Here is a 13,092-nt window from a genome sequence, read left to right on the forward strand (position 1 = left end):
AATTGAAAGCTTCTATAACCCTCATAATCATACTCTTCACCCTATCAAATTCTAATGCTCAAGTAGGAATAGGAACCACAAACCCATCTGTAGGAACGACCTTACATATTGATGATTCTAGTGGTGATAAAGGAGTGAAATTTGCCGATGTAAACATCATTGATTTAAATACTGTAGCCCCATTACCACTAGGTACTGAAATAGGAACTATGGTTTATAATACAAATCCTTTTACTGGAGAAGGCTTCTTTTACTGGAATGGCTTTTTGTGGGCTCCCAATCAATTATTTGAAAAAAGAGCTGCAAAGTTTGAACACGCAAAGACGGTAGAAAACGTCCCTGAAGTGAGCCTGAGTAAAGAAATTACAACTGGTGGCGTGGATGCTGAATTAATGGATCATACTATTTTTAATGAAGCTAACTCATTGTTCATTCCTGTTACTGATACAGATAACCGTGTAAATAGTTTGCAAATCAATAAAGATGGCAGATACAGAATATCAGTTTTTATAAGTTTAGAACAAGATGACTCTAGTATTTCTGTAGGTTCTACTGCTATTCTTGCGAGAATTAAAATAACAGACTCTTCTAATTCTATAACATATGATGGAGGTACTCATAGAAGTACTGAAATGGATAGGAATGGAACTGGTGATGATGATGGTACCTTAAATTTTACTGAAGTTATTGAATTACATCAAGGAGACACGATAGCCATAAATTGTATAAAAGCAGAAGGAACATCTGCAGTATACCAGCGTGCTTCTCATCAATCTGCATTTATAATTGAAAAATTAAGATAACCTACACAACCGATTCTTTTAAAACATTCTCCAAAATGAAAAATGTATTACTAACCTTATCTTTCTCACTATTTGCATTGAGCTACCTGCATGCTCAAGTAGCTATAGGAACGAGTACACCTGCACCTGGAACCATACTACATATGGAAGACACTACAGGTACAAGTGGTGTATTATTCCCTAAAGTAGACATTCAAGATCTCAACACAGTGGCTCCACTACCGTCTGGCTCTCAAGACGGTACTATAGTTTATAATACTAACACAACCACCGGCGCTGGATATTACTTTTTAAAAGATAACCGATGGCAACCTATTTTTGGTACTATAGGAGGAATGGCCAAATTTACCAACGGAATTTCAGGCACCTCTTCTCATAATTTGAATAATGGAGGTGTATATGTACAAATAGCAGGCGCTACTTATTTCAATGATAATGCTGTAGTTTATCAAGTACCTAGCTCTACACCTGGAGCAAGTACAGTAACTATAGGTGAATCTGGCAGGTATAAAATAATCGTTAATTTATCACTAGAAGGTATTTCTAACGATTCAAATCAGAGATTACTTGCGATAGAAGGAAGAATAAGAGTAAATGGCAATAACACTGGTGGTATATACCGTAGTCAAGAAATGATCTCACCTAATAATACTACTCCAGACTATAGTAGCCTCTCTATTACAGAAATAGTAGATCTTAACATTAATGATCAAGTAACTGTCTATGTAAATAGAACACAAGACAACGGTAATGTCTATTTGAGAAGTGATAATACATCTTCTATTTTTCTAGAACGACTTAATTAATAAAATATAGAACTAATTAAAAAGCCCCCTAGATTTTAAAAATCTAGGGGCTTTTTTTATAAATCAAACAGTTAGAAAATCATCTTAACTCACATTCTCAATCACCATTGCGTATCCTTGTCCTACGCCTACACACATCGTGATTAAGGCATATTTCTTACCGGTTAATTGCAATTCTAAGGCTGCACTGTAAGCAAGACGTGCACCTGTAACACCTAGTGGATGACCTATAGCTATAGATCCACCGTTAGGATTTACACGTGAATCATCGTCGGCAAGTCCCCAAGCTCTGGTGCAAGCTAGTGCTTGTGATGCAAATGCTTCATTCAATTCTATCACGTCCATATCAGCTAGCGTTAAACCTGCTTTTTCTAATGCTTTATTACTAGCTGTAACAGGACCTATACCCATAATGCGAGGCTCTACTCCTACCACAGAACTACTTACTACTCTTGCTATCGGTTTGAGGTCATACTTTTTTACAGCATCTTCACTAGCAATAATTGTTGCAGCAGCACCATCATTCAAACCGCTGGAATTCCCTGCAGTTACAGATCCACCTTCTTTTTTAAAGGCTGGACGTAGTTTTGCTAGAACTTCCTTTGTAGTAGTTGGCTTAATGAACTCATCATCTTTAAAGATGATAGGATCTTTTTTACGTTGTGGTATTTCTACGGCTACAATTTCCTTAGCAAGTCTTCCTGATTGCTGTGCTGCCGTTGCTTTTTGCTGTGACCATGCTGCAAAGGCATCTTGATCTTCTCGAGAGATCGTAAATTTCTCTACTAGATTCTCAGCCGTATTTCCCATACCATCTACACCATACATTTCGGCCATTTTATGGTTGACAAAACGCCATCCAAAACTAGAATCGTACATCTTTGAGTCGGTACCAAAAGCACTGCTAGGCTTTGCAATAACTAGTGGTCCACGAGTCATGTTTTCAACACCACCAGAAATAAAAATATCTCCGTCGCCCGTTTGAATCGCCCTATGAGCTTGAACAATAGCGCTCAATCCAGAACTACACAATCTGTTTACTGTTTCTCCAGGAACTGACCATGGTAATCCTGCAAGTAATCCAGCCATACGAGCCACATTACGGTTATCTTCTCCAGCCTGATTTGCACAACCCATTATCACGTCTGCATAAGCATCTGTTGGGATATTAGGATTTCTTTCTACTACGGTTTTAATTACGTGCGCAGCAAGGTCATCTGGTCTTATGGTAGATAATGTTCCTTTGTAATTTCCTATCGGTGTACGAACACCGTCTATTATGTATGTGTTTTTCATTTGTTTTTTGAACTAAAATGTTATCGTATTATCATTTTCTCTAATTGCAGATGGAAAATATTCTGCAGGAATATGAAATTGGTCTGTATTTTGTAAAATTATCGGTTCTTTTTTTTCTTTATAAATATTTCTAGTTGCTTCTATATCTAAATCAAAAACAGATAATAACTCTTTACTTGCATTTGGATCTTGGTAAACTATTTTTTCAAATTTATTATTATTATTATTACCTATTAATAATTGTGCATCAATCTCTCTATTGAAGGTTGGGAAAGAATATCCAATAATGATAAGAATATCCGTTTCTTGAAAAATTCTTTTAGCGTCTTTCAATTTAGATAAATTATTATCCCAAGCATAATTAATCAAACTAGCACTTTTACCAAAATTGGATGGCTTATATAATTGTGCAATACGTTTAATTATAGTTTTGATTTCTAATTCATCATCGTCTTGAAAAATTCTTTCTAATTTTTTATTATTATTAATCCAAAAATTTGAGATTCCGTTTAAGTGAAGAATCTTATTATTCGAATAAACATTTTCACTAGTTGGCAAAAATTTAATTTGATCATTTAATTCTGTTAGGTTCAATTTATTCTTAAAAAACAAAGAAAAAGCACTCTCTAATTGATGATCGTAGTTCCAACTAACAAAATTCACATTAGAATCGAGAGTAGGAAAAGAGTTTTGAGTTTTCAATAAGTAATTTGAAACTAAACTCTTATATCTAATATCAATATCAGAATACTTTATCCTTGAGCTTTCATCTTGTTTTAAAATATGACTTTTGTAAAAATAGCCTTGCCAAATGGTGAAGAAAATACTCACCAAAAACTTCATTTTTTTCAGCTCTTGATGTTCATTATTAAGCTCTAATTTTTTAGCGTAAGTATCTATAGTTCCATACTCATCGCTTTTAAGTGCTAATTCATATAAATCATCAGAAAACAAGTTTACAGCGGTTGCATAATCTTTTAGCCACCAATCAGCCTCTTTAAAATTTCTATTTCTCGAGTTAGGCTTCCTAACTTCTGTTTTTAAGAACACTACAACTGATCTCATAGACTCGGACAAAGAATTTAAAATAGGAACAGCATTATAACTTGCTCCTGCTCCAAATAAATAAGTAATCTTTTTAGCCTTTTTCATTATGTCCAATGCTTATTAGTCCTATAAACCACTCCTTTAAAAAGCGCTACAAGTTCATCGCCTTTTTTTACCTCAACGATATTAAAACCTACTTTGGTTTTGGTTTTATCTAAGGTACATTCCGCAGTGATATAATCGCCTTCTTCCAGTGCCTCTATGTGGTTGATACTGGTTTCTATAGACACGGCAAATTTACCATGCGTGTTGGACGAGAAACCAAAAGCAGTATCTGCCAGCGAGTAGGTAATCCCACCATGTGCTTTCCCCATACTATTGAGCATCTCTGGTCTTATGGTCATTCCTAACTTCACATAACCAATTTCTACAGAAAGAATCTCGATTCCTAACCAAGTTGAGTAAGGATCCAGTGAGAGCATTTTTGCTGGAATCTTTTTTCCGTCTATCATCTTTTTAAAGTTCTGTCAATTTAAGTGTCGTGTTATAATTTCTCATTGTTGATGTCACACCAAGTTTCTTTTCAAACCAAGCGTTAGTCATTTTAGTCTTGCCAAAACCTACTCCACAATAGAAATAAATAACATTATCTACTATTTTAAAAGTTTCTAATTCAGTTGAAAATTCTTCAGTAACCTTTACTTTCTCTTGAACAGGACTTTCATTTAAAAAGCCAAAACTCATGAACTTTGAATTCTCTATAGTTCTCGTTTTAAAAGGGCTTGCTTTTAAGATTTCAGAAACTTCTTCTTGTTTCTTTACTATAACAGGAATAGCTAAATCAAATTCTGACTTCAATAGTTCGCTAATAATATCAGCACATTGCGCCGATTTTAAATCACTATTAAAAACGATATTTCCAGACTGTATATAAGTAGTCACACCATAAAAAGAAGTCTTTCCTAAAGCATCACGCAGTAACGCCATAGGTAGCTTGTTTTTACCACCTACGTTAATGCCGCGCAATAGTGCTACATATCTCATTATAGTGAGAATTTAGTTCCAGCAGCCTTCATTTTACGTAATATTGGCGAGCATCTATATCGATCTTCTCTGTATAAATCATACATGGCGTCCAGTCCGTTTACACACCATTCTATTCCTTTTTCGTTTGCCCAGGCGAGCAATCCTTTTGGATAATTCACACCTTTGGTCATGGCGCTATCTATTCCTTGTGCCGTTGCGATGTTTAAAAACAAGGCATCTGCCGCCTCATTGATAAGCATTATGAGTACTCGATCTTGAATTTCTTTTATGAGTTCAGGAGATTTTATTGGGTCCGCTTTCGCGAAAGCGTGCTCACTTTCCACGTTTATATAATCATAAAAACCTCTACCAGATTTACGCCCTAGCCAGCCAGCTTCCATCAATCGCTTTTGAGTCAACGACGGCTTGTAACGTGGATCGAAATAGAAGGCAGCAAAGACCGTTTCTGTCACCACATAATTCACATCGTGACCTATATAATCCATCAATTCAAATGGGCCCATTTTAAAGCCTAATCCTTTTAAAGCATAGTCTATTGTCGCAAAACTCGCCATTCCTTCTTCATAAATACGTAACGATTCACTGTAAAATGGACGCGCCACACGATTAACTATAAAGCCAGGAGTATCCTTTGCTACGGCAACTACTTTTTTCCAATTCTCGATAGTAGCCACACAAGTATCTGTAACGTTTTGAGCCGTTTGTACGGCAGGAATTACCTCAACGAGTTTCATTAATGGCGCTGGATTAAAGAAGTGAATTCCTATACAGCGCTCTGGTTTATCGAGTGATGCTGCAATACTCGCTATACTTAAACTAGAAGTGTTGGAAGCAATAATACAGCTGTCAGACACGTGAGATTCCAATTCTTGAAATACCTTTTTCTTAATATCTAAATTCTCTATAATCGCCTCAATGGTAAGATCTGAGTCGGCTAGATCCTTTACCGTACTTACATAAGAGATATTGGATTGTATGCGAGTTTTCTCAGCAGCATCTATTCTACCTTTCTCAATAAGTCGGTTCATTATCTTTTCAAGAGCCGCTTGCGCTTTATCCAGTTGGGCCTGATTAACATCAAACAACTTTACTTGACAACCAGCCGTGGCAGCTACTTGAGCGATACCACTACCCATTGTTCCTGCTCCTATGACTCCTACTTTATTGATTTGAGATTTTTGAACTTGCATTTCTTTGATTAACGAATTAAGATTAACGATTTTTGATTAACGATTAGATCGTTATTACTTTTTTTTATTTGTACTGGTTTTAATACTTGCTACAAAAATTGAGATCAGTTGATTATTTTCATCTAGTAAACTGTCCAGTAATTCAATTTTAGTAATGGTATTTGCGCCTTTTTGGATTTTAAGATTGACAAAAGTTTCTCTTAACTCCTTTATAGCAATTTTCATTTTATGTAAAAAGTCACGATTAGATTCGGCTGATCTTGCTTCTCCATAGTTTAAAGCTACAGAAGTTGCTGATCGAATTAATTGTTTTGATAAGTGTTGAGACGCAAAGCTTTGATCGAGATGCTTACAAGCGGTTATTACAGCTATAGCAAATTTTATCAATCGATCTTCAAGTTGGTTTGGACTCATTTTAATTATTTCTAATTCACTTTAAATGTACAACAATCAATCGTTGATCGATATTCAACAATCTCCAATCGTTAATCTAAATTATTTCCCCTTAAAAACAGGTTTACGTTTCTCCATAAAACTAGCCACACCTTCGGCATAATCTTCTGTAGAAGCACTTTCTATTTGTAGTTTAGACTCAAGAGTTAATTGTTCTTCTACTGTATTATAGAATGATTGGTTCAGTGCTTTTTTAGTATTTGCTAACGCTACTGTAGGTAATGCGGCTAACTTTTGTGCTGTTTTTTGAGCGGTAGCTAGAAAATCTGCGTCAGGAACGGCTTTATAGATCATTCCCATCTGGTCAGCTTCTGGTGCTGTGATTTTATCGGCAAGCATCATGGCAGCACTTGCTTTACCAAAACCGATCAATCTAGGTAAAAAGAAGGTTCCCGCACTATCTGGTATTAAACCGATTTTAGAAAATGCTTGTATAAAAGCAGCACTTTCTGTGGCGATTACTACATCGCAACATAAGGCAATATTTGCTCCTGCACCAGCGGCAACACCATTTACAGCGGCAACTACCGGTTTTTCAAGGTTTCTAATTTTAAGAACTATCGGATTATAATGATCGTCTAGAATGGCTTTGAAACCTGGATTTAACTCAGGATCTGTAATTTCTTGAATGTCTTGTCCTGCACAAAATGCTTTACCTTCGCCCACTATCATCACCGCTCTCACCTCATCATTTGAAGCACATTTGTCAAGCGCATCCTGCATGGCAAATGCCATCTCGCGATTGAAAGAATTGAATACTTGTGGTCTATTTAAAGTTATAGTTGCAACGCCGTTATCGACTTGTATTAGGATAGAATCTGACATGAAATTGAATATATTAAAAACACCATCTTAGACAAGCTCAGATTGATATTTACGGATTATAAATTTATCTGTAAATTTAGTAGAAGTTCTGCTTTCGCGAAAGCGAGAATGTGATACTTATACAAGTAATTTGAAAATTAGAAACTTTTAATTATTCATAAATAATTAAAAGTCCTTAATTTTATACAAACTAACAACCATGAAAACAATTTTCCAACTTATTGCAGTTCTCTGTACTCTATTCTCAACGGCACAACCAGAATTAGATTTTGATATGGATGTCAATTTTGGTAGAGTTGGTGGCTATGCAGACGTTACTTATACAATAACAAATATTTCTAGTAATACAATTAATAACCTTTCCATTAATCATACTGACGCAGTAAATCCTATCTTAACGTTAAACCCTTCAACACTTGCTCCTGGTGCAACCGTAATAGCAACTGGCAAAATCGCTATATCTGGAGACCGATATAATGGCAATATTCCTTTTTTAGGTTCTACTCAAGCAACAGCAAATGGAATCATGAATGGTACTGCAATAAGCGAGTTGTCTGACGGAATAGATTTTCAAGGTAACAGAGTAGATGACGGCGCTTCTGATTATCAAATCTCTACGCCAGAAAGAATAGGAGTTGTTTATATAGATGATGACAGTGATGGAGCCTACACTCAAGGAACAGATACCACTATTTCAAACGCTACAATAAACATAAGTGATCAAAATGGGAATATGTTTTCAGTTATGACCAACGAAACTGGATGGTGGAATGCCGATATTCCCGACAGTATGGTGAATACAGCAGGAGATTTTTTGGGTACAGTAGATCAAAGCTCATTTCCATCTTCGTTTACTAATTATTTTTTAATAGACGGATTATCACCTTTTCAACTCGTTTTTCCTCTTGCTGCGCAATTTGAATTTGCACATGGATATACTGATCAACCAGCGAGCATTGAAGATGTAAAAGAAATTTCTGCTTATCCGATACCTATGACAGGCAACACACTTTTTTTAAATAATTATGAAACTGGAGCGGTAAAACTTTATTTCTTAGATGGTAAAGAAATTTGGAAAGGAGAAGTGACTGATGGTCGCATAGAATTTGATGTTCTAAAAAATGGGTTTTACATTTTAAGAGTAATTACCCAAGACAAAATTGCTAGCATCAAATTGTTGAAAAAATAATTGTTTTAGGTTTCCGCTTTCGCGAAAGCGAGATTACTTCAAACACTTAAAATAATCAAACGGCTCTAAACAATCCCCACACTGAAACATAGCCTTACAAGCGGTAGAGCCAAACTGGCTCACCAACTTTGTGTTTTTTGAGCCGCAATTGGTACATTTCACTAATTTCTTCTCATTGAGAAGCACATCTTTATCGGCGGTTTCTTCTAGTGGAGCGGCGATACCGTATTCTTCTAGCGCTTTACGACCACGCTCGGTAATCCAGTCTGTAGTCCACGGCGGACTCATAATTAACTGTATGTGAGTTGTGTAACCGTAAACTGCAAATGCTCGTTCTAGATCATCGCCTATAACATCCATCGCTGGACAGCCACTATAGGTAGGTGTCAATTTTATAGTAATCTCTTTTCCTTCAACTATAACTTCTCGGATTACTCCTAGATCTACCACGTTTAATACAGGTATTTCAGGGTCTTTTACAGATTCTAAAACATCTAATAATTCTTGAGATATGTTATAATTTTGGATCATATTGAATATCGAAAATCGATTGAATTACCACTTACTATCAGGATAAGCACGCTGCATATACTGCATATCGGCTAGAATGTAACCCATGTGTTCACTGTGTAAACCTTCTTTTCCACCTTTTTGGAAATATTCTACTTCCGGAATTTCTAGTGTTGCTATAGAAAGTAACTCGCCTACTTTATCATAGTAGTATTCTTTTAACTGTAACATATCTGGTCCTACACCAGCTTCAATCATAGCATCATCTGCCTTGGTGGTGTGAAATAACTCATCTGTATAAATCCACAGATCGTTTACAGCTTGTTGCACACGTGTTTTACTTTCCTCAGTTCCATCACCTAAACGTTTTAACCAGTCACCAGAAAAACGCTCATGATAGCTCGCTTCTTTGATACCTTTAAACGCCAAAGCTCTTAAAGTCTCGTCTGCACTTTGTTGTAATGCTCCTAAAAACATTCTGTTATATACATCAAAGAAAAACTGACGTACAATTACATAACCAAAATCTGTGTTAGGCTGCTCTACCAGTAATACATTCTTATACTCACGTTCTTTTCTTAAAAAAGCAATATCATCTTCAGTAGACTTATCACCTCTTAATTGCGCTATATATTGGTAATAACTACGCACCTGGCCTAACATATCTAGGGAGATATTAGTCAATGCGATATCTGGCTCTAAATTAGGTCCGTGACCACAAAGCTCTCCTAGACGCTGACCAAGAATCAAATAGTTATCTGCCACACCTAAAAGATAGTCGATCAGGTGTTTCTTATTTTCTGTTGATTCAAGGAATTGTGGGTTTAATTCTTTTATTGGTTTCATATAAAAGTTTAAGTTGAAGTTTAAGATAAAGCCTAACTCAGCCTCATTTAACTCTATGACTTAGATTTGATTATTGCTCGTAAAATTTTAATTAATTCTAATGACTCTTGTGATAATTTCTCAAGCTCAGTTTTATCATTTAATTCGGCTCCTATTTGGATTAAAAGATTGTTTCGACATTCTTTTATCTCTTTATGAGCAATGTTGAGCTTATTTAATTTGTCTTTTTGACTACTTGCCCCTAAGAATTCACCAAAGTTTAATGCTACAGATCCTGAGGAACGAATAATTTGTTGCTGATAATAACGAGAAGCATAATCGGTCCAGTCCGCTTTACGTGAAACTTTCACCATATCTACAGCAAACTTGATTAATCTATCCTCTAAATCATATTTCTTTCCATCCATATTTTAAACTTGATCTTAAACTTAAGTTTATGCTTAAAGAATTACATGTGTTTTAATTCTTCAGGTAACTCATAAAAAGTAGGATGTCTGTAAACTTTATCTGTTGCCGGTTCAAATAACTCGCCACTTGCTTCTGGACTACTGGCTGTTATATTTTTAGATTCTACTACCCATATGCTCACACCTTCATTCCTGCGTGTATAAACGTCGCGAGCGTTATTCATTGCCATTTCAGCATCTTCGGCATGTAAACTACCGCAATGTCTGTGTTCTAATCCGTTTTTAGATCTTATAAAAACTTCCCAAAGTGGAATTTCTTGACTCATATATTTTCATTTTTAGTTCGTGCGCATTGCATGCGCTACACTCAAAATGGACGCATACAATGCGCCCTTGCTAGCGAGCGAGCTATATCGCTTGCGCAGTCTCTTCTTTTTTAAGTTTCTGTTTTGCTGCATAAGCAGTAGCTGCTTCACGCACCCAAGCGCCATTGTTCCAAGCGTTACGTCTATCATCTAGGCGTTTTTTATTCATAGGTCCGTGGCCTTTTACTACTTGCCAGAATTCGTCCCAATCAATTGCGCCAAAATCATAACTTCCCTTTTCATCATTCCATTTTAAATCTGGATCTGGAATAGTAAGTCCTAAAAGTTCTGCTTGTGGTACTGTTTGATCTATAAATTGCTGACGTAATTCATCATTAGTCTTACGCTTCAACTTCCATTTCATGGATTGCTCTGTATGCGTACTTGCCGCATCTGTAGGACCTAACATCATTAATGACGGCCACCACCAGCGATTCAATGCATCTTGTGCCATTTCTTTTTGCTCTTCACTACCGTTACATAGGGATAACATAATTTCATATCCTTGGCGCTGGTGAAAACTTTCTTCCTTACATACACGCACCATCGCACGAGCATAAGGTCCAAAAGATGTACTACACAATGGTACTTGATTGATAATCGCAGCACCATCCACTAGCCAGCCTATCGCTCCCATGTCTGCCCAAGTCATCGTAGGGTAGTTAAAAATCGAAGAATATTTTGCTTTACCAGAATGTAAATCTTCATAAAGTTGCTCACGAGTGATACCTAAAGTTTCACAAGCGCTGTATAAATAGAGTCCATGTCCAGCCTCATCCTGCACCTTTGCCAGTAGCGCTACTTTGCGTCGCAATGACGGCGCACGAGTAATCCAGTTCCCTTCTGGTAACATCCCTACTATTTCAGAATGGGCATGCTGGGATATTTGTCTGATGTGCGTCTTGCGATACTTCTCAGGCATCCAGTCCTTAGGCTCAATCTTTTCGTCTCTCGCAATTTTAGCATCAAATTGCGCTTCTAAATTTTTGATTTCTGCTTCACTCATGGTTTATATGTTATTGACGCATCGCATGCGTCTATGATACTTCGTTGTGGACGCATCGCATGCGTTCGTGATGTTCGCATGCGATGCGAACTTACTTTTCTTTCTATATACTTGTTGCGGTTCCGCTTTCGCGAAAGCGATATAACAACATACTTTTTTTTATACTCTAGACGTCGTAGTCTACAACAAGTTTCTTACTCGTTGGTACACTTACACAACTAAGCACAAATCCCTTTTCTACTTCTTCATCAGTCAGTGCATAGTTCACTTTCATGGCTACACTACCTTCTACCACTTTACATTTACATGTACTGCACACACCACCTTTACAGGCATATGGCAAATCTGCTCCAGCACCTATGGCACCATCTAGGACGTTATCATAATCATCACCTAGTACAAAATGAAATTCTTTACTACCGTCTATAATGGTCACATCTACACCATCTACTTTTTTCTCTAACGCTGCAGCGGCACGAGCTTTATCTGCATCGCTTAATCCGCTTACAAAGAGTTCAAAATGAACATTTTCTTTCTTCATTCCTGCAGCGACTAATTCATCTCTTATTAAGAAAATCATCTCTTCTGGACCACAGATAAAAGCATGGTCTGTATGCGGTGCATTTATTAAAGTTTTAGTAAGCGTTTGTAATTTTTCTTGGTCAAAACGTCCATTAAACAATGGAATATCTCTGTGCTCACGACTTAAGAAATAAAAGACTTCAAAACGACTTAAATACTTGTTTTTGAGTGCTTCTATCTCTTCTTTAAATATAATTGATTTTACGGTTCTATTAAGGTAGAATAACTTGAATTTTGCATTAGGCTCGCTAGCAAGATGTGTCTTAATGATACTCAACATAGGTGTAATTCCACTACCTGCGGCAAATGCGATATAGTTTTTGGCATCATTCTCTTCTGATACTTCGATTCCAAAATCACCACTAGGTGCTGATACCTGTAACACATCACCAGTCTTTAACTCACGATTTACATAAGTTGAAAATTTACCTTCAAAAATCTCTTTAACCGCAACTTTCCACTCATTATCCAGCGGACTGCTGCATAAAGAATAACTGCGTCGCACATCTTCACCATTTATCATAGCGCGTAAGGTCAAAAACTGACCTGGACGATAGTTAAATTCTTCTTTAAGTTCTTGTGGAACGTCAAAGGCGATTACCGTAGTATCGTCTGTCTCTTTATAGACTTGAGATAATGTTATGTTATGAAAGTTGCTCACAGATATTAGGTCGTTAAGTTTACACAAAACTAACACTTGTTAGTTTGGAAAACAAGCGC

The 13,092-nt window shown here is 36.5% G+C and carries 16 protein-coding genes; 3 read left to right on the forward strand and 13 right to left on the reverse strand.

The window, feature by feature from the left end; genetic code table 11:
• The first annotated feature begins 2 nt into the window (after positions 1-2).
• Positions 3-803, forward strand: coding sequence for a hypothetical protein (locus tag ACJJVJ_RS06645; protein WP_405369625.1), 801 nt, complete (start codon positions 3-5; stop codon positions 801-803).
• A gap of 35 nt (positions 804-838) precedes the next feature.
• Entirely contained in the window at positions 839-1,609 is a 771-nt protein-coding gene (locus ACJJVJ_RS06650; RefSeq protein ID WP_405369626.1) for a hypothetical protein, read from the forward strand.
• 84 nt (positions 1,610-1,693) lie between these two features.
• Here ACJJVJ_RS06650 and ACJJVJ_RS06655 read toward each other — a convergent pair whose 3' ends face one another.
• The 7 genes from ACJJVJ_RS06655 to ACJJVJ_RS06685 form a co-directional block, all read right to left on the reverse strand.
• Positions 1,694-2,905, reverse strand: coding sequence for an acetyl-CoA C-acyltransferase (locus ACJJVJ_RS06655; RefSeq protein WP_405369627.1), 1,212 nt, complete (start codon positions 2,903-2,905; stop codon positions 1,694-1,696).
• A gap of 12 nt (positions 2,906-2,917) precedes the next feature.
• Entirely contained in the window at positions 2,918-4,057 is a 1,140-nt protein-coding gene (locus ACJJVJ_RS06660; RefSeq protein WP_405369628.1) for a hypothetical protein, read from the reverse strand.
• A complete protein-coding gene (locus tag ACJJVJ_RS06665) occupies positions 4,057-4,464 on the reverse strand; it encodes a PaaI family thioesterase (protein WP_405369629.1) in 408 nt (135 codons plus the stop codon). The genes ACJJVJ_RS06660 and ACJJVJ_RS06665 overlap by 1 nt, the downstream gene beginning before the upstream one ends.
• 4 nt (positions 4,465-4,468) lie before the next feature.
• A complete protein-coding gene (locus ACJJVJ_RS06670) occupies positions 4,469-4,996 on the reverse strand; it encodes a DUF1697 domain-containing protein (protein WP_405369630.1) in 528 nt (175 codons plus the stop codon).
• Positions 4,996-6,189, reverse strand: coding sequence for a 3-hydroxyacyl-CoA dehydrogenase NAD-binding domain-containing protein (locus tag ACJJVJ_RS06675; protein ID WP_405369631.1), 1,194 nt, complete (start codon positions 6,187-6,189; stop codon positions 4,996-4,998). Before ACJJVJ_RS06675 ends, ACJJVJ_RS06670 begins: the two co-directional genes overlap by 1 nt.
• Before the next feature lie 54 nt (positions 6,190-6,243).
• Positions 6,244-6,603, reverse strand: coding sequence for a four helix bundle protein (locus ACJJVJ_RS06680; RefSeq protein WP_405369632.1), 360 nt, complete (start codon positions 6,601-6,603; stop codon positions 6,244-6,246).
• A gap of 81 nt (positions 6,604-6,684) precedes the next feature.
• On the reverse strand, positions 6,685-7,467 hold the full coding sequence (locus ACJJVJ_RS06685) for an enoyl-CoA hydratase-related protein (RefSeq protein ID WP_405369633.1): 783 nt from the start codon (positions 7,465-7,467) through the stop codon (positions 6,685-6,687).
• A 199-nt stretch (positions 7,468-7,666) separates the two neighbouring features.
• Between ACJJVJ_RS06685 and ACJJVJ_RS06690 the strand changes: the two genes are divergently transcribed.
• Positions 7,667-8,656: a T9SS type A sorting domain-containing protein gene (locus tag ACJJVJ_RS06690; protein WP_405369634.1), complete on the forward strand. Its 990-nt coding sequence runs from the start codon at positions 7,667-7,669 to the stop codon at positions 8,654-8,656.
• 33 nt (positions 8,657-8,689) lie between these two features.
• Here ACJJVJ_RS06690 and paaD read toward each other — a convergent pair whose 3' ends face one another.
• From paaD to paaE, 6 genes are all read right to left on the reverse strand, one after another.
• Positions 8,690-9,187 (reverse strand): 1,2-phenylacetyl-CoA epoxidase subunit PaaD, encoded by a 498-nt coding sequence (paaD, locus tag ACJJVJ_RS06695; protein WP_405369635.1) that lies wholly within the window; start codon positions 9,185-9,187, stop codon positions 8,690-8,692.
• A 24-nt stretch (positions 9,188-9,211) separates the two neighbouring features.
• Positions 9,212-10,012 carry a 1,2-phenylacetyl-CoA epoxidase subunit PaaC gene (gene paaC, locus ACJJVJ_RS06700; protein ID WP_405369636.1) on the reverse strand — a complete coding sequence of 267 codons (801 nt, stop codon included), beginning with the start codon at positions 10,010-10,012 and terminating at the stop codon, positions 9,212-9,214.
• Positions 10,013-10,065: 53 nt separating this feature from the next.
• On the reverse strand, positions 10,066-10,419 hold the full coding sequence (locus ACJJVJ_RS06705) for a four helix bundle protein (RefSeq protein WP_348021725.1): 354 nt from the start codon (positions 10,417-10,419) through the stop codon (positions 10,066-10,068).
• Between the two features lie 41 nt (positions 10,420-10,460).
• Positions 10,461-10,745, reverse strand: a complete 285-nt coding sequence (gene paaB, locus ACJJVJ_RS06710) for a 1,2-phenylacetyl-CoA epoxidase subunit PaaB (protein WP_036581638.1) — start codon at positions 10,743-10,745, stop codon at positions 10,461-10,463.
• 82 nt (positions 10,746-10,827) lie between these two features.
• Positions 10,828-11,790, reverse strand: coding sequence for a 1,2-phenylacetyl-CoA epoxidase subunit PaaA (gene paaA / locus ACJJVJ_RS06715; protein WP_405369637.1), 963 nt, complete (start codon positions 11,788-11,790; stop codon positions 10,828-10,830).
• A gap of 166 nt (positions 11,791-11,956) precedes the next feature.
• Entirely contained in the window at positions 11,957-13,033 is a 1,077-nt protein-coding gene (paaE, locus tag ACJJVJ_RS06720; RefSeq protein WP_042248316.1) for a 1,2-phenylacetyl-CoA epoxidase subunit PaaE, read from the reverse strand.
• Positions 13,034-13,092 lie beyond the last annotated feature (59 nt).

This window comes from Nonlabens sp. Asnod2-A12 (assembly GCF_045063745.1).
Lineage (GTDB): Bacteria > Bacteroidota > Bacteroidia > Flavobacteriales > Flavobacteriaceae > Nonlabens > Nonlabens xylanidelens.